Genomic DNA, 24,689 nt, shown 5'->3' on the forward strand with positions numbered 1-24,689 from the left:
GGAGTCCTCCAGCGACAGCTCGCCGCCCTCCAGCCGCTCGACCAGGGTCTGCAGCTCGGTGAGGGACTGTTCGAAGTCGAGGGCGGCTTTCTTGCGGGCCATGGCGAGTCTCGGCGGGTTGAAATCGGGCGCGACACTAGCAGAGCCGTGCCCAAGCGGCAAATGCCCGGTCCAGACGATGGGCTCCTGGCCTCGGGGGGCTGTTGCCGATAGGGCATTGGTGCAGGGTACGGTGAACCTTTGCGCTGCGGTTGCCGATGACTTCCGGTGGTCTGCGGAAACGACCGGAGCCCTGCTGTCTGTCCGAATCTCCTATTTCCCGAGGGACACGAATGGGTATTATCGCCGGGAATTTGGCGTGTGCGCCTGCTCTCGGCACAACTTGCGGGCTTCCCAGCCTCTCTTTTCCCATCAAGCAAGGCTTTATGCACCGTATCGAACTGCGCTGGCTGATCCTTCTGCTGATGATCGCCGCGGCATTCCTGGCCTGCTCCATCGGCTTCTATGCCAGCTACCGCACCGTGCGCGAACAGCTGATGAGCCAGGCGCTGGAAGCCAATCGGGTGTACGCGGCCAAACTGGCCCAGAGCGCCGACACCCTGTTCAAGGCGGTCCAGTCGGAAGTGGCCTACAGCGCGAGCATGCTGTCCGATGGGCTCGGCGATCCGGCGCGGGTCGAGGCGGAGGTCGCCCGTCTGCAGTTGCAGAGCAACGCCTTCAATGCCGCCTACGCGGTGAATGCCGAGGGGCGGATCCTGGCCGGCATGCCCCGGCACACGGGGCTCGTCGGCACCGTGCTAGAAACCGAGGGCGCGAAGGCCGCGCTGGCCCAGCGGCGGCCCCTGATCAGCTCGCCCTACATCAGCGCCAGGAACAATCTGGTGGTCTTCATCTCCCATCCGATCTTCGGCAAGGACGGGAGCTATCAGGGCTACATCGGCGGCTCGATCTACCTGGCGGAAACGAACATCCTCCACTCCATGCTCGGCCATCATTACTATCAGGACGGTTCGTACCTGTATGTGGTGGACCGCCAGCGGCGCATGATCTATCACCAGGACTCGCTGCGGGTGCGGGAAACGGTCACCGGCAATCCGGTGATCGAGGCCGTGATCAAGGGCGAGGAGGGGGCCATGCGGGTGACCAATTCCCGCGGAGTGGACATGCTCGCCGGCTATGCGCCGGTGGAGAGCACCGGCTGGGGCGTCGTTTCCCAACGGCCGGTCGAGGCCACCCTGCAGCCGCTGGACGGGCTGATGCTGGAAATACTCAAGCGCTGCCTGCCCTTCGTCGTTCCCCTGTTCCTGGTGATCTGGTGGCTGTCCCGCCTGGTGGTGAAACCGCTCCACCAACTGGCGATTACCGCACGGCATTGGGACCGCGCCGAATCCCAGGAGCAGATCCGCCAGGTGCGCACCTGGTATTTCGAGGCCGATCAGCTCAAGCACGCCATATTGGGCGGCCTGGGCCTGTTGCACGAAAAGCTCGGCAGGCTCAACCAGGAAAGCATCACCGACCCGCTGACGGGGTTGGCCAACCGGCGCGGCCTGCATACCGTGCTGGCCCAGTGGAAAGCCCAGGAGAACCCCTTCTCGGTGGTCGCGGTGAACATCGACAACTTCAAGCAGGTCAACGAGGCCCACGGTCAGGAGGTCGGCGACAAGGTTCTCCAGTTCCTCGGGACGCAGATGCGCAGCATTTCCCGCAGCGGCGACCTGCTCTGCCGGCTCGGCTCCAAGGTACTGCTGCTGCTGCCGCACACCAGCCTTGAGGAGGCGGGGGAGATTGCCGAGCGATTGCGCCTGTGGACCGCCTATATGGAAAGCCCCACCGGCTCGTTCATCACCGTTTCGGCGGGGGTCGCCTACTGGCCCGGCGGTTCGGCTTCGATCGCGGATACCCTCAAGAGGGCGGACGACGCCCTGCATCAGGCCAAGCGCGAGGGGCGCAACCGCACGGTCGTGAGCCCGCCGCAGGAGGAGGAGTCGGTCGCCACCGGCCCTCAGGAGGGCGTCTGAGGCACGCCCCGTACCGGTGTCGCTGCGACACCGGCAACGATTGGCTTTTCTGCAGGCAATAAAAAACGGCGCGACAGGGTCGCGCCGTTTTTAGGTCCTTACTTTCCTTGTGGGTCATCATCCTGATGAATCGCATCCTGCGATGTCCCTGACCGGCGATCCTTGCCGGCCTGTGTCGGTCCGTCGACACGGGAGCGATAGTAGGTAGATCTCTGGCCGGCAGTAAGTGGACGACTGCCTGACTTGATGTAAGTAATTGCTTACAGGCTTTTTGATATCTCCTTTCCGGGAACGAATCCGCCCGTTCGTCGAAGGTGGCGCAGAGCCGGCGCCCGCCCATCGGCCAGCCAAGCAGCCGGGGCGATGAATTCTTTAAGCTGTCCGCAGCGTGCCGCTTCAGCGAGGCCGGCCGCCAGGTTCGCAAACCTATCAACCTCACCGACGTTCAGCCGCGCAGCTGTTCGAATACCCGGTCTGTACGGTTTGCCGATGAGTTGCGCCGCCCTTCACTTATTCCTTCGCGTCGCCGCCCAATTGTCGGACCTCGCCCAACGTTTTCTCGCCGACCGCTTTCAGGCCATGTCCGGCCCGGATAGGCGTTTCTAAATCGGAGACTTTACGCCATATGACCGCTGAACTGATTCACGTGGACTTTCGCAATCGCAAGGTGAACGGGCGGCAGCCGGAACGGCAGCCCGGAGCTTTCAATCCGCTCAGGGACGAATTTTTCCGGGGCTTTGTCGACGTGATGGCCCGCGTGGCCATTTCCGCCCATGAGCGCGGCGCCGATTACCAGCGCATGATCGTGGTGATGTCCGACGGCGAGCTGAACCAGGTCGTGTTCAGCGGGGACGTTCTCAGTCCCGAGGAAGCGGTGGAGTCGCTGAACCGGGGCGTCGACAGGCTGCTCGATCATCTCGACGAATCGGTGCGCGACCTCTGAGGCCGGGGCCTCGTCATTCGATTCCGAATCCCTGCGAAATATTCCTTTATGTCACCTGACCGCGAGCTTGAATTCGACCATGCGGGCTTCCTGGGGCGTTTGTCACGCTATGCGCGCCGGGCGCAGTGTCCGGCAAGGACATCTAAAACTTTGATGCGATGGCGGCAGGCCAAGTCTCCCGTTAGTGTCGGCGTGCATTTCGCAACGAACGTTTTTCAGTGTTCTCGCTTGGGAGTTGAAGTAGATGGGGTTCTTGAAACGAATCGGATTGGCCGCCGCGCTGCTCGCGTGCCTGGTTCCGGCAGTACGGGCGGAAACCGTCAAGCTGGCGATTACGGATGTGGGGGGCATGAAGAAACTGCAGGGGTCGTTCGGCGCGTTCAGGGAGACCTTGGCGAAGGCGACCGGACAGGAAATCGAGTTCCTGCCGGTGAAGGACCACGAGACGGCGCTGGAAGCCCTGCGCGACAAGAAAGTCGATTTCTTGCTCACTGGGCCGGCCGAATATGTGGTGATCCACAAGCAAACCAATGCCCGCATCGTCGTGGGTCTTTCGCGTCCCGGCTATTTCTCGAGCATCGTGACGCTTGCCAGCAGCCCCTATAAAAGCGTGAAGGATCTGAAGGGGACCAAGGTTGGCCTGGGCGATGTCGGCTCCACCTCCAAGCACCTGGGACCGCTTCAGGCCCTGGCCGATGCCGGCCTGGATCCGCGCAAGGATGTCGAGATCGTCAACTTCGACGCGCGGACGCTTTGGGACGCGCTGAAGCGAGGGGAGGTCTCCGCCATCGGCATGACCAACACCACTTTCATCGCGGCGCGCAAGCTGGAAAAGAAAATGGGTGGTTTGCCGCCCGACGCCTTCCGCGAGATCGCCCGCGGGCCGGTTTTGCCGAGCGACGTGCTGTTGGCTGGCACGGACGTGGACGACAAGGTGGTGGAGAATGTCCGCAACGCCGTCTCGGCGCATTCCGACGAGCTCATCGCCGCCATTCTCAGCGGTCGCGGCAACAAGAAATACCGTGGCATGCGCTTCACCACCCAGGTCAAGGACAGCGACTACGATTACGTGCGCTCCATGTACGCCTCGGCAGGTTATCCGGAATACGACAAGTTCGTCGGCAACTGAAGAGAGCGAGCAGGCTACGGGCGGCTTTTTCCATGCAGACGGGGCCTGCGCCATCTTCCGCTAGCGTCGAGCATCGCCCACGGATGGGCGCCTGCTGGAAAGAAAACCGGCGGAAACAAAAAAGCCGGCTTGTGGCCGGCTTTCAGGGGGTGGCTTGGCTTACTTCTGGTAGGCCGCTGCCGCCTTCATGATTTCGGCACGGGCCGCTTCCGCGTTGCCCCAGCCTTCGACCTTGACCCACTTGCCCTTCTCGAGGTCTTTGTAGTTCTCGAAGAAGTGCTTGATCTGCTCGAGCAGCAGGGCCGGCAGGTCGGTGTATTCCTTGATGTCCTGATAGAGGACGGTCAGCTTGTCGTGCGGGACGGCGATCAGCTTGGCGTCGCCGCCGCCCTCGTCGGTCATGTGCAGCACGCCGACCGGGCGGGCGCGGATCACCGAGCCGGGAGCGACCGGGTAGGGAGTCACCACCAGCACGTCCAGCGGGTCGCCGTCGTCGGCCAGGGTGTTGGGGATGTAACCGTAGTTGGCCGGGTAGAACATCGGGGTGGCCATGAAGCGATCGACGAACAGGCAATCGCTGTCCTTGTCGATCTCGTACTTGATCGGCGCGTGGTTGGCGGGGATCTCGATCGCGACGTAGATGTCGTTCGGCAGGTCTTTGCCCGCCGGGATCTTGCTGTAGCTCATGGACTGACTCTCAGATAAGGGCCATCGGATAGGGCCAAAAAGTGGCGGCGATTATAGGCACAACGCCCCATCCTTGACCATCGCCGGGCGGCTCAAGCCCCGGGGGCGGAGCGGTATGCCGGATGTTCGACCTGCAGATGCCGCAAACGTGCCAGCGGGTCCTGCCGGTAGAACTTCGCGAGCTGCGCGTACACGGCCGGGTAGCCGGCCTCGAGCAGGTCGGGGCCGCTGAAGAAATATTCGCTGGCCACTGCGAAGAACTCCGCCGGGTCCTGGGCGGCGTAGGGATCGATGGGCGTTTCCGCGTCCGGGTCGGCGTCGAGCCGGGCGTTGAGGTCGTCGAAGGCCGCCTGCATGGCTTCCGCCCAGTCGCTGATGCGCATGTCCGGATGCAGCGGCGGCAGGCCGTTGGCGCTGCCGTTGAGCATGTCCAGCTTGTGCGCCAGCTCGTGGATCACCAGGTTGTAGGCGTCCCAGCCGCCGCTCGCTTCCACCCCCGGCCAGGCGAGGATGACCGGGCCCTGTTGCCAGGCCTCGCCGCTGCGCTCGTCGTCCCATTCGTGGATCACACCGGCGGAGTCGCGGTGCTTCTGCGGGCTGAGGAAGTCTTCCGGATACAGCACCAGCTCGTGGAAGCCCTGATACCAGTCGAGTTCCGGCAGGGCCAGCAGCGGCAGCTCGGCCTGGGCCGCCAGGCGCAGGCGGGCCGGCAGGTCAGGCTCGACGTCAGGGAGGGCGGTCAGGCGCTTGGCATGCAGGAAAAGCACGCTGCGCTCACGCAGGCGCTCGGTGTCGTCGGGGCTCAGGCCGTCGAGGATCGGCAGGCTATCCAGCACCTGTTGCCACAGCGCAGGCTCGACGGGATAGCGTTCCAGGATCCGGTGACGGCGCCAGGCTTGGAATGACCACATGGAATGCTCCAACCTTGGGGGCGGATCACCTTAAGGGCGGTGCGCGGACGGGGCAAGAGGGCGAAGCCGCGCCATGCCCTCACTCCAGCAGGAAGTTCCGCGTTCCGCTCTCCAGGATCGGCACCTCGGCCTCGTCCTTCAGCTGCACGCCGGAGAGCTGGCGCCGGCAGGCCTCGCGCATCAGGTAGAGCAGGCGGTGGGCCGCCGTGCCGTAGCTCAGGCCTTCCAGGCGCACGTTGGAGATGCAGTTGCGGTAGGCGTCGTTCAGGCCCACCCGCGGCGCCCAGGTGAAGTACAGGCCGAGGCTGTCCGGCGAGCTCAGGCCGGGGCGCTCGCCGATCAGGATCACCACCATCCGCGCCCGCAGCAGTTCGCCCACCTCGTCGCCCACGGCCACCCGGCCCTGTTGCACCAGTACCACCGGCGACAGGCTCCAGCCCTCGGCCTGCGCCTGCTCCTCCATGCGCTCCAGGAAGGGCAGGGCGTGGCGCTGCACGGCCAGGGCGGAGAGGCCGTCGGCGATCACCACCGCCAGGTCGTAGCCCTGGGGATGGGCTTCGGCATGGCGGCGCAGCAGCGCGGCGGACTCCGGGTCCAGGCGGCGCCCCAGGTCGGGACGCTGCAGGTAGGTGTGGCGGTCGGCGGCGGCGCTGTGCACCAGCAGCGTCTCGCGCCCGCGCTCGGCCAGGGCGGCGCTCAGCGCGGCGTGATCGAAGGGCAGGTGCACGGCGTCGCGGGCCTGGGCATGGGCGAACTGGAAGTCCAGGTGGGCGGCGGTCGGCAGGCTGGTGCCGGCGCGGCCGAGGGCGATGCGCGCCGGGGTCAGGCGGCGCAGCTCCTGCCAGGGATTGGGCGTGGCGGTGGGTTTCGACTCGCTCATCGCGGTTCCTCAGCTCAATTGCGCCAGGGCCGGGCGGAACGCCGGCGGCAGTTGCTCGGCCAGGCGCAGCCGGCCGTCGCGCTGTTGCAGGATGTGCATGCGCTCCAGCCACTCCTCGAATTCCGGGGCCGGACGCAGGCCGAGGCTCTGCCGGGCGTAGAGGGCGTCGTGGAAGGAGGTGGTCTGGTAGTTGAGCATGATGTCGTCGGAACCGGGGATGCCCATGATGAAGTTGATCCCGGCCACGCCGAGCAGGGTCAGGAGCATGTCCATGTCGTCCTGGTCGGCCTCGGCGTGGTTGGTGTAGCAGATGTCGCAGCCCATGGGCAGGCCGAGCAGCTTGCCGCAGAAGTGGTCCTCGAGGCCGGCGCGGATGATCTGCTTGCCGTTGTACAGGTACTCCGGGCCGATGAAGCCGACCACGGTGTTCACCAAAAACGGCTTGAAGCGCCGGGCCACGGCGTAGGCGCGGGCCTCGCAGGTCTGCTGGTCGACGCCGTGGTGGGCGTTGGCCGAGAGCGCGCTGCCCTGGCCGGTCTCGAAGTACATCAGGTTGTCGCCGAGGGTGCCGCGCTTGAGCGACAGTCCGGCCTCGTAGCCTTCCTGGAGCACCGCGAGGTTGACGCCGAAGCTGGCGTTGGCCGCCTCGGTGCCGGCGATGGACTGGAACACCAGGTCCAGCGGCGCGCCGCGGTTGATCGCCTCGATGGAGCTGGTGACGTGGGTCAGCACGCAGGACTGGGTGGGGATCTCGTAGCGCTGGATGATGGCGTCGAGCATCTTCAGCAGGTCGCCGATGCCCTGCAGGCTGTCGGTGGCCGGGTTGATGCCGATCACCGCGTCGCCGTTGCCGTAGAGCAGGCCGTCGACGATGCTGGCGGCGACGCCGGCCGGGTCGTCGGTCGGGTGGTTCGGCTGCAGGCGCGTGGACATGCGCCCGCGCAGGCCGACGGTGTTGCGGAAGCGGGTGACCACGCGGATCTTCTGCGCCACCAGCACCAGGTCCTGCACGCGCATGATCTTCGACACCGCGGCGGCCATCTCCGGCGTCAGCCCCGGCGCCAGGGCGCGCAGGCTGGCTTCGTCGGCGGCGTCGCCGAGCAGCCAGTCGCGGAAGTCGCCCACCGTCAGATGGCTGACCGGGGCGAAGGCGGCGCGGTCGTGGCCGTCGATGATCAGGCGGGTGACCTCGTCTTCCTCGTAGGGGATCAGCGCCTCGTCGAGGAAGCGCTTGAGCGGCACCGCGGCCAGGGTCATCTGCGCGGCGACGCGTTCGGCGTCGCTGCCGGCGGCGACGCCGGCCAGGCAGTCGCCGGAGCGGGCCGGGCTGGCCTTGGCCATGACTTCCTTGAGACTGTCGAAGCGCCAGGTCTGGCCGCCGACGCTGTGGGCGTATTCGGACATGGGAACTCCTTGGGCAGGCAAAGGGCGCCGGGCCGCGCGGTCCGGCGCGGGGTATCAGCCTTCGCTGGCGAGGCTGGCCGGTACGCCGCGGCCCACGGCCACGACCAGGTTGCAGCAGGCGAAGCCGGCGACCATCAGCAGCAGGAACAGCAGGGCGATGATCGGGTTGAACCAGAGCATGGCGGCCAGGCAGAGCAGCGCCAGGCCCAGGGCGATGCCCGGCACCAGCGGGTAGCAGGGGGCGCGGAAGCTGCGCTCCAGGTGCGGCTCGCTGCGGCGCAGCTTGAACAGGCTGAGCATGCTCATGATGTACATGACGATGGCGCCGAACACGCTCATGGTGATCATGGCGGCGGTCAGGCTCATGCCCTGCAGGCTGATCAGACCGTCGCTGAAGATCGCCGCGATGCCCACCACGCCGCCGGCGAGGACGGCCCGGTGCGGAGTATGGAAGCGCGACAGCTTGGCCAGCCCCGCCGGCAGGAAGCCGGCGCGGGCCAGGGCGAAGAATTGCCGCGAATAGCCGAGGATGATGCCGTGGAAGCTGGCCACTAGGCCGAACAGGCCGATCCACACCAGCATGTGCATCCAGGTCGAGTCGTTGCCGACCACCGCCTTCATCGCCTGCGGCAGCGGGTCGTTGATGTTCGACAGCGCCCGCCAGTCGCCGACCCCGCCGGCGAAGATCATCACGCCGATGGCCAGGCTGACCAGGGTGAGGATGCCGGCGATGTAGGCGCGCGGGATGGTGCGTTTCGGGTCCTTGGCCTCCTCGGCGGCCATAGCCGCGCCCTCGATGGCGAGGAAGAACCAGATGGCGAAGGGGATGGCGGCGAAGATGCCGCCGATGGCCGCCGGGCCGAATTCGTCGGAGCCGGCCCAGCCGTCGAGGACGAAGTTGCTGAAGCTGAAGCCCGGCGCCACCACGCCCATGAACACCAGCAGCTCGGCCACCGCCAGCACCGTGACCACCAGCTCGAAGGTGGCGGCGATGCTCACGCCGAGGATGTTCAGGGTCATGAAGATCAGGTACGCGCCGGTGGCCGCCCATTTCGGGTCGAGCGCCGGGTACTGCACGTTGAGGTAGGCGCCGATGGCCATGGCGATGGCCGGCGGGGCGAAGACGAACTCGATCAGGGTGGCGATGCCGGCGATGGTCGCGCCGTTCTTGCCGAAGGCGCGCAGGCTGTAGGCGAAGGGCCCGCCGGCGTGGGGGATAGCGGTGGTCAGCTCGGTGTAGCTGAAGATGAAGCAGGTGTACATCAGCGCCACCATCAGGGTGGTGACCAGGAAGCCGAGGGTGCCGGCGGTGCCCCAGCCGTAGCTCCAGCCGAAGTATTCGCCGGAGATCACCAGGCCCACGGCCAGACCCCAGAGGTGCAGGGTTCCCAGTGTCGGTTTCAGTTGCGATGCGCTCATTGCGGACTCCTCTGCCCCGCGGGGTGTGGACGGGTTACCAGGCCTTGATGGTAGCGGGCGCCGCGTCCCGGGACTTGACCCTGGAGCGCGGCATGCGGTCTCTGCGGTCAAGTATTGCCCCGCAATGGTGCGTTGCTCGCCCGGGAGCGCCGAGGCCCGGCTCGCCGGACGCCTTGCGAAGCCCGCCGGACGGGCCCGCGGGGCGAGGCACGGGAATTGCTTCGATCGCTCGTCCCATGAACGATAGATCACGAGCCTGCCCATGACTCCGTCCCTGTTTTCCTGCGCCGGCACCGCGCCGCTGGCAAGCAACATCGGCGTGCTGTCCGCCGCCGCCAGTGGACTGGATGACTTCATCGCCGCCCAGGGCGGCGACATCGACCGTGTCTTCGGTCGCGCCGGCATCGACCCCGAGCAGCTGCTTCACCCGACCCTGAGCCTAGCCCTGACCAACTACTGCCGGGTGCTGGAGGAAGCGGCGCGGCAATCCGGCTGCGACAACTTCGGCCTGCGCTACGGCCAGCAGTTCCAGCCGCGCGCCCTCGGCCTGCTGGGCTACGTCGGGCTCTGTTCGGAAACCCTGGAAGACGCCCTGCGCAACTTCGCCGCGGCCTTTCCCTACCACCAGCACAGCACCCTGATCCGGCTGGTCGACTGCGGCGAGTGCTACCGCTTCGACTACCAGGTGCAGCACGGCGCCATCCTCGACCGCCGGCAGGACGCCGAGCTGACCATGGGCATGGCGCTGAACCTGCTGCGCCACGTTCTCGGCGCGCAGTGGGCGCCGCGCGCGGTGGGCTTCGAGCATGCCCGCCCGGGCGACGGGCAGGAGCACGCGCAGGCCTTCGGCGCGCCGGTGCACTTCGAGCGCGGCTGCAACTGGCTGCTGGTGCCCAAAGCCGACATCAAGGGCCGGCCGATGCCCGAGCGCGATGCCAATCTGCTGTTCCTGGTGCAGGACGTGATCCGTCGCCTCGGCGAGCAGGGCGGTCGTCCGGATCTGCTGGAGGATGCCGGCACCCAGATTCGCCTGGCCCTGAGCGAGGGCGAGCCGGTGCTGGAGCTGATCGCCGAGCGTCTGGAGCTGACCGCCGCCGGCCTGCAGCGGCGTCTGCGCGAGGCCGGGCTGAGCTTCAGCCAACTGGTGGAGAACACCCGCCGCGAACTGGCCGTGCACTACCTGCGCCAGCGTCAGCGGCCGATCTCCGAACTGGCGCCGCTGCTCGGCTATTCCGAGACCAGCGCCTTCTCCCGCGCCTTCCGCCGCTGGTTCGGCGTGAGTCCGCGGCAGTGGCGCAGCGACGGGCATTGAGCCGCGTCCGAGCCGGGCACCGGAAAAAAAGGCGCGGCCCGCAGGCCGCGCAAAATAGAGGGAGTCGGAAAGGTAGGGAGCCTGCGCCCGGATGGACGCAGGCGGGTAGGGTGGATCAGAAGGCGTTGCGGAAGATCTCCTCGATTTCCCGCTGACCGGCCGGCCGCGGGTTGGTCAGGCCGCAGGCGTCCTTCAGGGCGTTGGCCGCCAGGGTCGGGATGTCGTCGGCCTTGGCGCCCAGCTCCTTGAGGCCGGCAGGGATGCCGATGTCCGCCGACAGGCGACGGATCGCCGCGATGGCGGACTGGGCGCCCATCTCGGCGCTCATGCCCAGGGTGTTCACACCCAAGGCTTGGGCGACGTCGCGCAGCCGCTCCGGACAGACTTCGGCGTTGTAGTTCTCCACGTGGGGCAGCAGGATCGCGTTGCAGACCCCGTGGGGCAGGTCGTAGAAGCCGCCGAGCTGGTGCGCCATGGCGTGCACGAAACCGAGCGAGGCGTTGTTGAAGGCCATGCCGGCGAGGAACTGGGCGTAGGCCATGTTCTCCCGGGCGGTCATGTCGTTGCCGTTGGCCACGGCGTTGCGCAGGTTGCCGGCGATCAGCTCGATGGCCTTCAGGGCGCAGGCATCGGTGATCGGGGTGGCGGCGGTGGAAACGTAGGCCTCGGTGGCGTGGGTGAGGGCGTCCATGCCGGTGGCGGCGGTGAGGCCCTTGGGCATGGCGGCCATCAGCGAGGGATCGTTGACCGACAGCAGCGGCGTGACGTTGCGGTCGACGATGGCCATTTTCACGTGGCGGGCCTCGTCGGTGATGATGCAGAAGCGGGTCATCTCGCTGGCGGTGCCGGCGGTGGTGTTGACGGCGATCAGCGGCAGCTGCGGTTTGGCCGAGCGGTCGACGCCCTCGTATTCGCTGATATGGCCGCCGTTGGCAGCGCACAGGGCGATGCCCTTGGCGCAGTCGTGGGGCGAGCCGCCGCCGAGGGAGATGACGAAGTCGCAGCCGCTGCTCTTGAGCACCTCCAGACCTTTTTCCACGTTGCCGATGGTGGGGTTGGGCTTGGCCCCGTCGTAGACGACCGAGGCGATGTCCCGCTCGCTCAGCAGTCCGGCTATCTTGGCGGCCACGCCGGCCTTGGCCAGCCCGGCGTCGGTGACGATCAGTGCCTTGCGGAATCCGTAGTTCTGGATGGCGCCCATGGCCTCTTCCAGGCTGCCGATACCCATCATGTTCACTGCCGGAATGAAAAAGGTGCTGCTCATGGTTGTTTCCTCATTGTTTTGGTGGTCTAGGCCACCTCTATCGCATAGTGAAGTCCGTTTCGCGGTGCCTGGCGAGGACATCGGGGGATTTCAGGCCACCCGGGCTGCGCCTTTCCTCGGACCTCTTCGGGACGGGGCGCTGGCGCCCCGGTACTTCTCTCTCGGGCCGGCCCGCTGCGACGGACGCCGCGGGGCGGTCGGCATCAGAAGAAGCCCAGCGGGTTGACGTCGTAGCTGACCAGCAGGTTCTTGGTCTGCTGGTAGTGGTCGAGCATCATCTTGTGGGTCTCGCGGCCGACGCCGGACTTCTTGTAGCCACCGAAGGCGGCGTGCGCCGGGTACAGGTGGTAGCAGTTGGTCCATACGCGGCCGGCCTGGATGCCGCGGCCCATGCGGTAGGCGCGGTTGATGTCGCGGGTCCAGACGCCGGCGCCCAGGCCGAACTCGGTGTCGTTGGCGATGGCCAGGGCCTCGGCCTCGTCCTTGAAGGTGGTCACGCCGACCACTGGGCCGAAGATCTCCTCCTGGAACACGCGCATCTTGTTGTGGCCCTTGAGCAGGGTCGGTTGGATGTAATAGCCGCTGGCCAGGTTGCCATCCAGCCGCTCGGCGGCGCCGCCGGTCAGCACCTGGGCGCCCTCGGCACGGGCTATATCGAAGTAGGAGATGATCTTCTCGAACTGCTGGCTGGATGCCTGGGCGCCGACCATGGTCTCGGTGTCCAGCGGGTGACCGCGCTTGATCTGGCCGACTTTCTTCATCACCACCTGCATGAACTCGTCGTAGATCGATTCCTGGATCAGCGCCCGCGACGGGCAGGTGCACACCTCGCCCTGGTTGAAAAAGGCCAGCACCAGGCCCTCGGCGGCCTTCTCGATGAATGCAGGCTCGGCCTGCATGATGTCCTCGAAGAAGATGTTCGGGCTCTTGCCGCCCAGCTCCACGGTGCTCGGGATGATGTTGTCGGCGGCGCAGCGGAGGATGTGCGCGCCCACCGGGGTGGAGCCGGTGAAGGCGATCTTGGCGATGCGCTTGCTGGTGGCCAGGGCCTCGCCGGCCTCGCGGCCGAAGCCCTGCACCAGGTTGAGCACGCCGGGCGGCAGCAGGTCGCCGATCAGCTCGACCAGCACGGTGATCGACAGCGGGGTCTGCTCGGCCGGCTTGAGCACGACGCAGTTGCCGGCGGCCAGGGCCGGAGCCAGCTTCCAGGCGGCCATCAGCAGCGGGAAGTTCCACGGGATGATCTGCCCGACCACGCCCAGCGGTTCGTGGAAGTGATAGGCCACGGTGGATTCGTTGATCTCCGCGGCGCTGCCTTCCTGGGCGCGGATGCAGCCGGCGAAGTAGCGGAAGTGATCGGCGGACAGCGGCACGTCGGCATTGAGGGTCTCGCGGACCGGCTTGCCGTTGTCCCAGGTCTCGGTCACCGCCAGCACTTCCAGGTTCTGCTCGATGCGGTCGGCGATCCTCAGCAGGACCGCGGCGCGCTCCTGCACCGAGGTGCGACCCCAGGCGCCGGCGGCGGCATGGGCGGCATCCAGCGCCTTCTCAATATCCTCGGCGGTGGAGCGGGGGAATTCGGCGATGGCCTCGCCGGTCACCGGCGAAGTGTTGGTGAAGTACTGGCCTTGCACGGGGGCGACGAACTCGCCGCCGATGTAGTTGCCGTAGCGGGTCTTGAAGGACACGACGGAGCCTTCGCTGCCGGGGTGCGCATAACGCATGGTTCGATCTCCATGTTCTTGGACTGGAGGCGCTGCGGGGCGCCTGTCATGCCTTGAGCAAGGGGCGGGCCAGAATCGCGGAATGCCCGTGCCAGAGCGGTTCCCTGCCGGAGTGCGGTTTTTTCGGCGGGCCGGAGTGTGTCAGGGCTGGAACAGGGGGTGTGACACTTTGTCCCGGAATATTGACAGTGGTACAACGTTAGTCAGGCTGACATTGCAAGAGCCCGGCATCTGGAGGATGCTGCAGTCCCCTGTAGGGGGCCGATCGTACGACGGAGAATAACAACTAATGTATGCGAACCGATTGCGACGCCACGCCCAGCGGGTCCTGACCGTGGCCCTGGGGCGCTCCGACGGCCCGGCCGCCGCGCCGTCCATTGCCGACTCCTGGCTGCGCTGCCTGGAGCAGCACCGCCTTGACCCCGGCCATGCGGTCGCGCCCAGCGTGCTGGAGCATGCGCGCATCCTCGAGCGCAGCGAGCCCCTGCAGGACGTGCTGGAAATCGCCAGCGGCGAGATGACCCGCCTGTACCGCCAGCTCGCCGACCGCCAGGCGGTGCTGCTCTCCGATGCCCGCGGCGTGATCCTCAGTTGCGTGACCGGCGATGCCGACCGTCAGCTCTTCGAGCAGGCCGGGCTGTCGCTGGGCGCCGACTGGAGCGAGGCCTGCGAGGGCACCAACGGCATCGGCACCTGCGTGGTCGAGCGGCAATCGCTGATCATCCACCGCGACGAGCATTTCCGCAGCCTGCATACCGATCTGACCTGCTCGGCCAGTCCGGTGTTCGATCCCCATGGCGAACTGCTAGCGGTACTCGACGTGTCCTCCGTCAGGGATCGGGTGTCGCGGCAGGGGCAGTTCCACACCATGACTCTGGTCAACCTGACGGCCAAGGTCATCGAAACCAGCTACTTTCTGCGCCTGTTCGAGGACCAGTGGCTGCTGCGCTTCCAGGCCCAGGTCGAATACCTCGGCCTGTTCAGCGAAGGGCTGCTGGCCTTCGACGGCGAGGGGCGGGTGCTGGCGGCCAACCAGAGCGCCCTCAACCTGCTCGGCCACGCCCGCGGCGAGCTGCTCGGGCTGTCGATGGAGGCCCTGTTCGACTGTCGCCTGGACGACCTGTTCGGCCGCGCCGGCGAGCAGCCGGGCCCCGGCTGGCCATTGCGCACCCGGGACGGCCGCGAGTTCTTCGCCGTGCTGCGCGGCCGCCCGCGGCGGCCGACCGTCGTCCTGGCCCGGCCGGCGCCAGCGCTGGCCATCCCCGGGATATGCCTGGGCGACGAGACCCTGCAACGGGCCTTCCGTCAGGCTCTGCGGGTGTTCGAGCACGACGTGCCGCTGCTCCTGCACGGCGAGACCGGCTCCGGCAAGGAGGCCTTCGCCAAGGCCGTGCACCAGGGCAGCAGCCGGGCGCAGAAGCCGTTCGTCGCGCTGAACTGCGCGGCCATTCCGGAGAGCCTGATCGAGAGCGAGCTGTTCGGCTACCGCGGCGGCAGCTTCACCGGCGCGCGCAAGGAGGGCATGCCCGGCCGTCTGCTGCAGGCCAACGGCGGCACCCTGTTCCTCGACGAGATCGGCGACATGCCGCTGGCCCTGCAGACCCGGCTGCTGAGGGTGCTCGAGGAGCGCCAGGTGGTGCCGATCGGCGGTGCGCCCCAGGAGGTCGACGTGCGCATCCTCAGCGCCACCCACCGCGACCTGCGCGAGCGGGTCGCCGCCGGGCTGTTCCGCGAGGATCTCTACTATCGCCTGAACGGCCTGGAGCTGTCCCTGCCGCCCCTGCGCGAGCGGGCCGACAAGGCGGAGCTGATCGACCATCTGCTCGCCGAGGAGGCGCGCGGCCGCTCCATCCGCCTGGAGCCGGCGGCCCGCCAGGCCCTGCTCGACTATGCCTGGCCGGGCAACGTGCGCCAGCTGCGCAACGTGCTGCGCACCCTGGCCGCGCTCAGCGAGGACGGCTGGGTGTACCTGACCGATCTGCCGGCGGAGCTGCGCCAGGTCCGGGCGCTGCCGCCCGCGGTCGAGCCCGATGACCGGCAGCAGCCCCTGCAGCGGGCCGAGCGCGATACCCTGCTGGCCGCGCTGGAGGCGCATCACTGGCACGTCAGCCGCACCGCCGAGCAGCTCGGCATCAGCCGCAACACCCTGTACCGCAAGCTGCAGCGCCACGGGATCAGCCGCATGGCCGACTGAGCGGCTTGTGCGCCGGCGCCTGTCTGCGCGCCGGCCCTGTGCTAACCTGCCGGCTGGTTCGATCGGGCCGCGCCAGGCCCCTGCAGGAGTCTTCATGCATATCCACATCCTCGGTATCTGCGGCACCTTCATGGGCTCGCTGGCCGTGCTCGCCAAGGAACTCGGGCATCGCGTCACCGGCTCGGATGCCAACGTCTATCCCCCCATGAGCACCCAGCTCGAGGCCCAGGGCATCGAGCTCATGCAGGGCTACCTGCCCGAGCATCTGGACCCGGCGCCGGACCTGGTGGTGATCGGCAACGCCCTGTCGCGCGGCAACCCGGCGGTGGAGTACGCGCTGAACCAGGGCATGCCCTACGTCTCCGGGCCGCAGTGGCTGGCCGACCACGTGCTGCAGGGGCGCTGGGTGCTGGCGGTGGCCGGCACCCACGGCAAGACCACCACCACCAGCATGCTGGCCTGGGTGCTGGAGCACGCCGGCATGAGCCCGGGCTTCCTCATCGGCGGGGTGCCGCAGAACTTCGGCGTCTCCGCGCGCCTGGGCGGCACGCCGTTCTTCGTGGTCGAGGCCGACGAATACGACAGCGCCTTCTTCGACAAGCGCTCCAAGTTCGTCCACTACCGCCCGCGCACCGCCATCCTCAACAACCTGGAGTTCGACCACGCGGACATCTTCCCGGACCTCGCGGCCATCGAGCGGCAGTTCCACCATCTGGTGCGGACCGTTCCCGGCCAGGGGCTGATCATCCATCCGACCAGCGAGCAGGCCATCGAGCGGGTGCTCGGCATGGGCTGCTGGACCAAGGTCGAGACCACTGGCGAAGGCGGGGAGTGGCAGGCCAAACTCCTGGTCGAGGACGGCTCGCGCTTCGAGGTGATCCGCGACGGCGAGGTGCAGGGCGTGGTGGACTGGGAGCTGAGCGGCCGGCACAACGTGTCCAACGCTCTGGTCGCCCTGGCGGCGGCGCGTCACGTCGGCGTGCCGGCGGATCTGGGCGCCGAGGCGCTGTGCCGGTTCCTGAGCGTCAAGCGGCGCATGGAGAAGGTCGCCGAGGTGAACGGCATAACCATCTACGACGATTTCGCCCACCATCCGACCGCCATCGCCACCACCCTCGACGGCCTGCGCAAGCGCGTCGGCGAGGCGCCGATCATCGCGGTGATCGAACCGCGCTCCAACTCCATGAAGCTCGGCGCCCACCGCGACGGCCTGCCGGGCTCCGTGGCCGAGGCCGATCAGGTGGTCTGGTACGCCCCGCCGAACCTCGGCTGGGACCTGGCCGCCACCGCCGCCGCCTGCCCGGTGCCGGCGGTGGTCTGCGACTCGCTGGAGGCGATCATCGCCCGGGTCAAGAGCCAGGCCGCGCCCGGCACCCAGGTGGTGATCATGAGCAACGGCGGCTTCGGCGGCCTGCACGGCAAGCTGGCGAAGGCGCTGGAGAACTGACATGGCGGGACCGCAACGCATTACCCTGGCGATGACCGGCGCTTCCGGCGTCCAGTACGGCCTGCGCCTGCTCGACTGCCTGGTGCAGGAGGAGCGCGAGGTGCACTTCCTGATCTCCAAGGCGGCGCAGCTGGTGATCGCCACCGAGACCGACGTCACCCTGCCGACCAAGCCGCAGGCGATGCAGTCCTTCCTCAGCGAATACACCGGCGCGGCGCCGGGGCAGATCCGTGTGTTCGGCAAGGAGGACTGGATGGCGCCGCCGGCCTCTGGCTCCAGCGCTCCGGGGGCGATGGTGGTGGTGCCGTGCTCCACCGGCACGCTCTCGGCGATCGCCACCGGGGCCTGCAACAACCTGATCGAACGCGCCGCCGACGTCACCCTGAAGGAGCGCCGCCCGCTGATCCTGGTGCCGCGCGAGGCGCCCTATTCGAGCATCCACCTGGAGAACATGCTCAAGCTCTCCAACCTCGGCGCGGTGATCCTGCCGGCCTCGCCGGGCTTCTACCACCAGCCGCAGAGCATCGACGACCTGGTCGATTTCGTCGTCGCGCGCATCCTCAATCTGCTGGACATCCCCCAGGACATGCTGCCGCGCTGGGGCGAGCACCATCTCGTGAGCGAGGAGTGAGACGCTGGGCGGGGCTCCTCCCGCTATTGGCTGCGCTGCTGCTCGGCGGCTGCGCCAGCGTGCGCACCATGAACGCGGCCAAGCCCGGCGCGCCGATCATCTACTCCGGCACCCAGCTGGACTGGTACGCGCTGCATGACGGCTGCTGCCCGCGGGATCGTTTCGGCGCCGAGGCGCCTCGCCATCCCGGGCTGGATCTGCCGGCCAGCGTCCTGCTGGATACGCTGATGCTGCCCTTCGCCGTGGCCGCCGAGCTGGGCGTGGTGCTCGGCGTCTCCGGCGGCAACTAGGCGTAGGCCGCTTCGCTGACCACCACCCGGTTGCGTCCTTCGTTCTTGGCCTGGTAGAGGGCTTCGTCGGCCCGCTTCAGGACTTCCTCGACATCCTCGGCAGTTTCCGGCCAGTGCGCCACTCCGGCCGATAGGGTGATGGCCGAGCACTCGCCGTGGCGGGTCTCGGCCATGCTGCAGCGCACCCGCTCGGCGACCTGCCGGGCGGTTTCCAGGTCCGCGTTCGGCAGCAGCATCAGGAATTCCTCGCCGCCGGTGCGGCAGAGCAGATCGCTGGGGCGCGAGCCGTTGGCCATCAGCCGGGCCAGGTTCTGCAGCACGCGGTCGCCGAACTCGTGCCCGTACTGATCGTTGACGCGCTTGAAATGGTCGATGTCCAGGGCCACGGCCGCGAACGGCTGGCGGTGTTCCCGCCAGGAATCCAGTTGCTGGTGCATGCCGCGGCGGTTACGCAGGCCGGTCAGCGGGTCGGTCAGGCTTTCCTGGCTGAGCCGGCCCAGGCGCTGGTGCATCAGGGCCAGGCTGCTGAGCACCGCGCGCTTGAGCTGATTGGCCTCGAAGTACCAGGTCTTGATGTTGCGCACCTGCTCCAGGGACTCGTCGGTGCCCCACTGCTGGGCGCTCCTGGCCAGCTGCCAGAGCGGCCTGGAGATGCGCTGCGACAGCCACCAGATGCCGATCAGCGAGAGCAGCAGCAGCGGCAGGGCCTGGCGCAGATTGTCCAGCATCAGCCGGTTCAGCTCCTGCTCGGTGACGGCCAGCGGGCGCTGGGCGACGATGCCCCAGCCGGCGGTCGGCACCGGGGCGAAACCGGCGAGCATCTCGATGCCGTCGGAGTTGGTCAGCTGGAGCGTGCCCATCTCGCCGGCGATCACCCGCTCCACCGCCGGGTTGCCGACCACGGTGTCGCCGATCCGCAGCGGGTCCTTGTGGTAGATCAGACGGCGGTCGCGATCGACCACGTAGAGATAGGAGCTGTCCTGGTAGAAGTGCTCGCCGAGCAGGCGGTGCAGGACGTTCTGCTGCTGCAGGTAGATGCTGCCGCCGACATAGCCGAGATAGCGCCCGTAGTGGTCGAGGATCGGCTGCGAGATGAACACCACCAGATTGTTGCGGGCGCTGATATAGGGCGCGCTGATCAGGAAGCGGTGCTTCTGCAGGGCCTCCAGCGCCCCGTTGGTCCTGAGCGTCTGGTTGAGCAGGCCGAGGCTCTCGGGCGAGCCGGCCAGCACCAGCCCGTCGTTCCTGACGACGAAGATCGCGTTGAAGATGCGGCTCTGGCGGAGCAGGCGCTCGGTCTCTTCCTGCAGGCGCTCCGGCTGGTCCATCCATTTCGGCAGCAGCGTGGCGCTGTAGCCCAGTTGCAGGTGTATCGAGTCGAGGAGTTGTTCGATACCCTGACCGAGTTTGGCCGCATAGACGCGGTTGGCCTCCTGGGTCTGCTGGATCAGCTGTTCGCGCTGGGTCCGGTAGCTGGCGTAGAAGCCGTTGGCGGACAGGAGCAGGGCCACTGCCAGGGTCAGCAGCAGGATGAGGCGGCGCAGGTCGATTTGAGTCGGGGGCATAGGCATAGGGCTGGAGCGCGCGGCTTCCTGCTCGTCGCGGCGTCTGGGCCACTTTCTCGTTCTTGGAATTGTTGTCGGGATGCGTTGCAGCTCCATGCTCAGCTTGGCACTGTAGCATGATGCCAGCATGGGGGCGACAAGGCTCGCCCGGGCTGGAGACACGCCGCGCCCGCCTTCTTTGCCGATAATCGGCGAGCGGGCCACAGGCGAAATTCATGGGAGGTATCGTGAAGCAACAGGCACCGTTTCATATCAGTTACTGGTTCGTCGCCATCCTCGGGTTCATGTTCATCCAGCACCTGCTGAGCCTCGAACAGCAGGTGGCGCAGATCCCCTACAGCGAGTTCGAGCAGTATCTCAAGGACGGCCGGATCGACGAGTTGGCGGTCACCGACCGGCAGATCGAGGGCAAGCTCAAGCAGCCGCTGCCCGGCGGCCAGAGCCGCTTCGTCACCACCCGCATCGACCCGCAGCTGGCCGAGGAGCTGAAGCAGTATCCGGTGCGCTATTCGGGCAAGGTCGAGAGCACCCTGCTGCGCGACCTGCTCTCCTGGACGCTGCCGGCGCTGATGTTCTTCGGCCTCTGGCTGTTCCTGCTCAAGCGCATCGGCGGCGGCCTCGGCGGCGGCATGATGCAGATCGGCAAGAGCAAGGCCAAGGTCTACGTCGAGACCGACATGAAGGTGACCTTCGCCGATGTGGCCGGGGTCGACGAGGCCAAGGACGAGCTGAAGGAGATCGTCGATTTCCTCCGCGATCCGGAGACCCACGGCCGCCTCGGCGGGCGCATGCCCAAGGGCGTGTTGCTGGTCGGCCCGCCGGGCACCGGCAAGACCCTGCTGGCGCGGGCGGTGGCCGGCGAAGCGAAGGTGCCGTTCTTCTCCATTTCCGGCTCCGAGTTCGTCGAGATGTTCGTCGGGGTCGGCGCGGCGCGGGTGCGCGACCTGTTCGAGCAGGCCCGGGCCCAGGCGCCGGCGATCATCTTCATCGACGAGCTGGACGCCCTCGGCCGTGCCCGCGGCGTCGGTCCACTGGGCGGCGGCCACGACGAGAAGGAGCAGACCCTCAACCAGCTGCTGGTGGAGCTGGACGGCTTCGACACCTCCGCCGGGCTGGTCCTGCTGGCGGCCACCAACCGCCCGGAAATCCTCGACCCGGCTCTGCTGCGCGCCGGCCGCTTCGACCGCCAGGTGCTGGTCGACCGGCCGGACAAGATCGGCCGCGTGCAGATCCTCGAGGTGCATCTGAAGAAGGCGCGCCTGGCGCCTGACGTCGATCCGCAGCAGATCGCCGCGCTGACCCCCGGCTTCACCGGCGCCGACCTGGCCAACCTGGTCAACGAAGCGGCCCTGCTGGCCACCCGGCGCAAGGCCGAGGCGGTGACCATGGAGGATTTCACGGCGGCCATCGAGCGCATCGTCGCCGGCCTGGAGAAGCGCAACCGCCTGCTCAATCCGCGCGAGCGGGAGGTGGTCGCCCACCACGAGATGGGCCACGCGCTGGTGGCCATGGCTCTGCCGGGCGTCGATCCGGTGCACAAGGTCTCGATCATTCCCCGCGGCATGGGCGCGCTCGGCTACACCATCCAGCGGCCGACCGAAGATCGCTTCCTGATGACCCGCGAGGAGCTGGAGGACAAAATGGCGGTGCTGCTCGGCGGCCGGGCCGCCGAGTGGCTGGTCTATTCCCAGCTCTCCACCGGTGCCGCCAACGATCTGGCCAAGGTCACCGAGATCGCCCGGGCCATGGTCACCCGTTACGGCATGTCCAAGCGGCTCGGCCACGTCACCCTGGAGCGCGAGCAGAACAGCTACCTGGGCGTCGAGCAGATGTATGGCCTGCCGGCCCGTCACGAGTACGGCGAAGCCACGGCGACGGCCATCGACGAGGAGGTCCAGGCGATCGTCGAGGAGGCCTTCGAGCGGACCCTTGGCCTGCTTCGCGAGCGTCGCGAGCTGCTCGAGCGCTGTGCCAAGCGTCTCCTGGAGGAGGAGACCCTGGATGCCGAGGAGCTGGCGGAGATGGTCGGGGCGCCGAAGCCCAAGCAGCTAGCCTGATTCACACGTTTACCAAGAGAGGTTCGAAAGACATGAAAGACCGGCAAGACCTGGACCCCGTTCCGGTGTGCCCTTCGCCCCCGGATGAGTTCGAGTGCTGCGACAGCGGCTGCGGCGAAGCCTGCGTCTGGGAGAAGTACTATCTGGACCGTGAGCGGTACGACAAGGCCCTGGCCGAGTGGAAGGTCCGCCACCCGGAGAGGCTGGAGGCCCACGGCTAGGGCGGAACGCGAGGGACGGACGGCCTGCTACTTGCCCAAACGGTGCAGCTCGTCCGACTCGACGATGCGCACGCCCTCGCAGTCCTCCAGGGCCAGGCGCCACAGGGCGCGGGCCAGGGCGCAGGGATCGATGCCGCGGTATTTGCCCGGCGTCCAGCGCATCAGGGGATCGGTCAGGTGGTCGACCAGGCGGAACTGGCTGCGCGGGCCGAGCAGCTGGGCGGGGCGGGCGATGGTCAGCTGCGGCCAGTTCTGCGCCTTGAGCGCTTCCTCCACAGTGCCCTTGATGCGGCTGTAGAGCTCCGGCGAGTTCGGGTCGGCGCCCTGTGTACTGATCACCAGCAGATGGCGAGCGGCCAGTTCCCGCGCCCGGCGGGCGAAGGCCAGGACCAGATCGTGGTCGACGGCGCGGAACTCCTCCGGCGTGCCGGCCTGCGTGCGGGTGCTGCCGAGGCAGCAGAAGGCGATGTCGATAGGGCCGGTCAGCTGCGGCAGGAGGCTCGCCAGGTCGCCCTGGGGATTTTCCAGGCGCGGATGGTGGGCCAGCGGCCGCGAGCTGGGCGCCACCACCCGGGTGACCGCCGGCTCGTTGAGCAGACGGTCGAGCAGGTGCTCACCGGCCAGTCCCGTGGCTCCGGCGAGCAGGATGTGCTGAGGCGTCATGGGCATAAGCGTTCCTTACTCGGGATGAGGGTCAGCAGGGCGACCGAGGTTCCGCCGCCTCGTTCGCTGAGGTGCCGCCACTGTCGCCATGTTCCCAGTGTGGTCGAAACTGCCTGCCCGTGCACGAACGGCGCCGCCCATACGGGGGCGCGCGTGCCGCTGCGGGCGTGACGCCAAGCCGAACGGCCTGCCTATAATGTCGTCCGCTCGATCAAGATCGTCGGGCCGGCGGCAACGAATAAGGAGAATTTCATGCTATTACGCGGCCTGACCTGGCTGGTGCTGTTCCAACTGCTCGGCACGCTGATCAACGTGCTCTTCCTGCACATGCTGCCGGGGCCGATCATCGGCCTGCTGCTACTGTTGCTCTATCTGATCTGGCGCGGCGAAGTGAGCGCGCCGCTGCAGGAAGCCGCCAGCAGTCTGCTGCGCTATCTGCCGCTGCTGCTGGTGCCGCCGGCGGTGGGCGTGATGGCCTATGTCGGTGCCATCGCCGCCGACCTGTGGGCCATCACCGGGGCGTTGCTGCTGTCCCTGCTGGTGTCGCTGGCCTTCGTCGGCTGGCTGATGCAGCGCCTGATCGAGCGCCAGGGGCGCCGTGGGGAGGATGCATGAGCCTCGACTGGCAGGGCGCCTGGCAGGCGCTGGTGCATCATCCGCTGTTCCCCTTCGGTATCACTCTCGGTGCCTTCCAGCTGGCGATGGCGGCCTACGAGCGGACCAAGTGGGTGTTCCTGCAGCCGGTGCTGATGTCGATGCTGCTGGTGATCGGCGTGCTGCTCGCCTGCGGGGTGGACTACGCGACCTACCGCGACGGCGCGAAGATCCTCACGGTATTCCTCGGGCCGGCTACGGTGGCCCTGGCCGTGCCGCTGTTCCTGAACCTGAAGCGTATCCGCCAGCTGTTCTGGCCGGTGGTGACGACCCTGCTGGTCGGCGGGGTGTTCACTACGGCGCTGGGCATCGGGCTGGCCTGGCTGTTCGGCACCGACCGGCTGATGCTGATGACCTTGGCGCCGAAATCGGTCACCTCGCCGATCGCCATGCTGGTGGCCGAGCAGCTCGGCGGGGTGGCCGGGCTGGCGGCGGTGTTCGTGCTCATCACCGGCATTCTCGGCGCGGTGCTCGGCCCCGCCCTGTTGCGGCTCTGCGGGGTGCGCCATGCGGCTGCGCTGGGCATGGCCCTGGGCCTGACCTCCCATGCGGTGGGCACTTCGCGGGCGCTGCAGGAGGGCGAGGAGTGCGGCGCCTTCGCCGCACTCGGTATGAGCCTGATGGGTGTGTTCACGGCGGTGTTTCTGCCGCTGGCCGTGACGCTGATCGCATGAGGGACCGAATATGGATTTTCCGCTGTTTCCATTGAACACCGTGCTGTTTCCCGGGTGCCGGCTCGATCTGAAGATCTTCGAGGCACGCTACCTGGACATGCTCAGCCGTTGCCTGCGCCAGGGGACGGCCTTCGGCGTGGTCTGCATCCTCGAGGGCGAGGAGGTCGGCGAGGCCGCCAGCCGTTTCTCCGCCATCGGCTGCGAGGCGCTAATCCTAGACTGGCAACAGCAGTCCGGCGGCGTGCTGGAGATCCGCGTCGAAGGCGCGCGGCGCTTTCGCGTCAAGCGGGCCGAGGTGCAGCGCGACCAACTGACGCTGGCCGAGGTGGACTGGCTGCACGAAGCCCATGCCGCTCCGCTGGCCGCCGAACACGCGGACCTGGCCACCCTGCTGCAGGCGCTGGCCGCGCATCCGCTGGTCAAGGCCCTGGGCATGGGTGGCACGGCGGAGAATCAGCAGGTGTTGGCCGATCAGTTGAGCTACCTGCTGCCGTTCAGCCCGGAAGAGAAGCTGCAACTGCTGGCCATGGGCGATCACGCCCGGCGCCTCGAACACATCCAGACCCTGCTCGAGCGCCTGCAGGGCGACCAGCCGGCCTGAG

23 protein-coding genes are annotated in these 24,689 nt (G+C 67.5%); 13 read left to right on the forward strand and 10 right to left on the reverse strand.

Translation table 11 applies throughout. The annotated features are described in order from the left end of the window. On the reverse strand, window positions 1-102 hold a 102-nt coding region (locus tag ACFOJE_RS15955; protein WP_377812801.1), incomplete at its 3' end, for an exodeoxyribonuclease VII small subunit. A 323-nt stretch (window positions 103-425) separates the two neighbouring features. On the opposite strand from ACFOJE_RS15955, the gene ACFOJE_RS15960 reads away from it, so the two are divergent. From ACFOJE_RS15960 to ACFOJE_RS15970, 3 genes are all read left to right on the forward strand, one after another. Beyond that, a complete protein-coding gene (locus tag ACFOJE_RS15960; protein WP_377815510.1) occupies window positions 426-2,018 on the forward strand; it encodes a sensor domain-containing diguanylate cyclase in 1,593 nt (530 codons plus the stop codon). Window positions 2,019-2,643: 625 nt separating this feature from the next. Beyond that, window positions 2,644-2,961, forward strand: coding sequence for a hypothetical protein (locus ACFOJE_RS15965; RefSeq protein WP_377815513.1), 318 nt, complete (start codon window positions 2,644-2,646; stop codon window positions 2,959-2,961). Window positions 2,962-3,205: 244 nt separating this feature from the next. Further along, window positions 3,206-4,090 carry a PhnD/SsuA/transferrin family substrate-binding protein gene (locus tag ACFOJE_RS15970; protein ID WP_377815515.1) on the forward strand — a complete coding sequence of 295 codons (885 nt, stop codon included), beginning with the start codon at window positions 3,206-3,208 and terminating at the stop codon, window positions 4,088-4,090. A 159-nt stretch (window positions 4,091-4,249) separates the two neighbouring features. Here ACFOJE_RS15970 and ppa read toward each other — a convergent pair whose 3' ends face one another. From ppa to eat, 5 genes are all read right to left on the reverse strand, one after another. Next, window positions 4,250-4,777 (reverse strand): inorganic diphosphatase, encoded by a 528-nt coding sequence (gene ppa, locus ACFOJE_RS15975; RefSeq protein WP_377815517.1) that lies wholly within the window; start codon window positions 4,775-4,777, stop codon window positions 4,250-4,252. Between the two features lie 92 nt (window positions 4,778-4,869). Next, window positions 4,870-5,688 carry a M90 family metallopeptidase gene (locus tag ACFOJE_RS15980; RefSeq protein WP_377815518.1) on the reverse strand — a complete coding sequence of 273 codons (819 nt, stop codon included), beginning with the start codon at window positions 5,686-5,688 and terminating at the stop codon, window positions 4,870-4,872. Between the two features lie 79 nt (window positions 5,689-5,767). Then, window positions 5,768-6,568: an ethanolamine ammonia-lyase subunit EutC gene (eutC, locus tag ACFOJE_RS15985; protein WP_377815520.1), complete on the reverse strand. Its 801-nt coding sequence runs from the start codon at window positions 6,566-6,568 to the stop codon at window positions 5,768-5,770. Between the two features lie 9 nt (window positions 6,569-6,577). After that, the gene (locus tag ACFOJE_RS15990) at window positions 6,578-7,972 is read right to left on the reverse strand and encodes an ethanolamine ammonia-lyase subunit EutB (RefSeq protein ID WP_377815523.1); all 1,395 of its coding nucleotides are present in this window, start codon (window positions 7,970-7,972) and stop codon (window positions 6,578-6,580) included. 54 nt (window positions 7,973-8,026) lie between these two features. After that, entirely contained in the window at window positions 8,027-9,391 is a 1,365-nt protein-coding gene (gene eat, locus ACFOJE_RS15995; protein WP_377815525.1) for an ethanolamine permease, read from the reverse strand. A 262-nt stretch (window positions 9,392-9,653) separates the two neighbouring features. Here eat and qhpR point away from each other — a divergent pair, with 262 nt between their 5' ends. Continuing rightward, window positions 9,654-10,703 (forward strand): AraC-like transcriptional regulator QhpR, encoded by a 1,050-nt coding sequence (qhpR, locus tag ACFOJE_RS16000; protein ID WP_377815527.1) that lies wholly within the window; start codon window positions 9,654-9,656, stop codon window positions 10,701-10,703. 115 nt (window positions 10,704-10,818) lie between these two features. Here qhpR and yiaY read toward each other — a convergent pair whose 3' ends face one another. Then, window positions 10,819-11,967, reverse strand: coding sequence for an L-threonine dehydrogenase (yiaY, locus tag ACFOJE_RS16005; RefSeq protein ID WP_377815529.1), 1,149 nt, complete (start codon window positions 11,965-11,967; stop codon window positions 10,819-10,821). 203 nt (window positions 11,968-12,170) lie between these two features. Continuing rightward, complete coding sequence (exaC, locus tag ACFOJE_RS16010; RefSeq protein ID WP_377815531.1) at window positions 12,171-13,691, reverse strand: acetaldehyde dehydrogenase ExaC; 1,521 nt, start codon at window positions 13,689-13,691, stop codon at window positions 12,171-12,173. 289 nt (window positions 13,692-13,980) lie between these two features. On the opposite strand from exaC, the gene ACFOJE_RS16015 reads away from it, so the two are divergent. The 4 genes from ACFOJE_RS16015 to ACFOJE_RS16030 all read left to right on the forward strand — a co-directional run bounded on the left by ACFOJE_RS16015 (window position 13,981) and on the right by ACFOJE_RS16030 (window position 18,253). Further along, window positions 13,981-15,885 (forward strand): sigma-54-dependent Fis family transcriptional regulator, encoded by a 1,905-nt coding sequence (locus tag ACFOJE_RS16015; RefSeq protein ID WP_377815532.1) that lies wholly within the window; start codon window positions 13,981-13,983, stop codon window positions 15,883-15,885. Between the two features lie 94 nt (window positions 15,886-15,979). After that, complete coding sequence (gene mpl, locus ACFOJE_RS16020) at window positions 15,980-17,332, forward strand: UDP-N-acetylmuramate:L-alanyl-gamma-D-glutamyl-meso-diaminopimelate ligase (protein ID WP_377815534.1); 1,353 nt, start codon at window positions 15,980-15,982, stop codon at window positions 17,330-17,332. A 1-nt stretch (window position 17,333) separates the two neighbouring features. Next, a complete protein-coding gene (gene ubiX, locus ACFOJE_RS16025; RefSeq protein ID WP_377815536.1) occupies window positions 17,334-17,963 on the forward strand; it encodes a flavin prenyltransferase UbiX in 630 nt (209 codons plus the stop codon). Continuing rightward, window positions 17,960-18,253, forward strand: a complete 294-nt coding sequence (locus ACFOJE_RS16030) for a YceK/YidQ family lipoprotein (protein ID WP_377815537.1) — start codon at window positions 17,960-17,962, stop codon at window positions 18,251-18,253. Before ubiX ends, ACFOJE_RS16030 begins: the two co-directional genes overlap by 4 nt. On the opposite strand, the gene ACFOJE_RS16035 is transcribed toward ACFOJE_RS16030, so the two are convergent. Next, window positions 18,250-19,818, reverse strand: coding sequence for a sensor domain-containing diguanylate cyclase (locus ACFOJE_RS16035; protein WP_377815539.1), 1,569 nt, complete (start codon window positions 19,816-19,818; stop codon window positions 18,250-18,252). The two genes, ACFOJE_RS16030 and ACFOJE_RS16035, sit on opposite strands and share 4 nt — an antisense overlap. Window positions 19,819-20,045: 227 nt before the next feature. Here ACFOJE_RS16035 and ftsH point away from each other — a divergent pair, with 227 nt between their 5' ends. After that, window positions 20,046-21,875 (forward strand): ATP-dependent zinc metalloprotease FtsH, encoded by a 1,830-nt coding sequence (gene ftsH, locus ACFOJE_RS16040; protein ID WP_377816320.1) that lies wholly within the window; start codon window positions 20,046-20,048, stop codon window positions 21,873-21,875. A gap of 32 nt (window positions 21,876-21,907) precedes the next feature. Beyond that, window positions 21,908-22,096, forward strand: coding sequence for an oxidoreductase-like domain-containing protein (locus ACFOJE_RS16045; RefSeq protein WP_377815541.1), 189 nt, complete (start codon window positions 21,908-21,910; stop codon window positions 22,094-22,096). A 27-nt stretch (window positions 22,097-22,123) separates the two neighbouring features. On the opposite strand, the gene ACFOJE_RS16050 is transcribed toward ACFOJE_RS16045, so the two are convergent. Then, complete coding sequence (locus ACFOJE_RS16050; RefSeq protein ID WP_377815542.1) at window positions 22,124-22,765, reverse strand: NAD(P)H-binding protein; 642 nt, start codon at window positions 22,763-22,765, stop codon at window positions 22,124-22,126. Window positions 22,766-23,011: 246 nt separating this feature from the next. Here ACFOJE_RS16050 and ACFOJE_RS16055 point away from each other — a divergent pair, with 246 nt between their 5' ends. From ACFOJE_RS16055 to ACFOJE_RS16065, 3 genes are read left to right on the forward strand one after another with little or no spacing between them, the layout of a single operon-like run. Further along, the gene (locus ACFOJE_RS16055) at window positions 23,012-23,374 is read left to right on the forward strand and encodes a CidA/LrgA family protein (protein ID WP_377815543.1); all 363 of its coding nucleotides are present in this window, start codon (window positions 23,012-23,014) and stop codon (window positions 23,372-23,374) included. Beyond that, a complete protein-coding gene (locus ACFOJE_RS16060) occupies window positions 23,371-24,087 on the forward strand; it encodes an LrgB family protein (protein WP_377815545.1) in 717 nt (238 codons plus the stop codon). Before ACFOJE_RS16055 ends, ACFOJE_RS16060 begins: the two co-directional genes overlap by 4 nt. Before the next feature lie 10 nt (window positions 24,088-24,097). Next, window positions 24,098-24,688, forward strand: coding sequence for an LON peptidase substrate-binding domain-containing protein (locus ACFOJE_RS16065; protein WP_377815546.1), 591 nt, complete (start codon window positions 24,098-24,100; stop codon window positions 24,686-24,688). Window position 24,689: the final 1 nt, after the last annotated feature.

Origin of the sequence: Azotobacter bryophylli (assembly GCF_042643485.1) — a bacterium.
Classification (GTDB): Bacteria; Pseudomonadota; Gammaproteobacteria; order Pseudomonadales; family Pseudomonadaceae; genus Azotobacter; species Azotobacter bryophylli.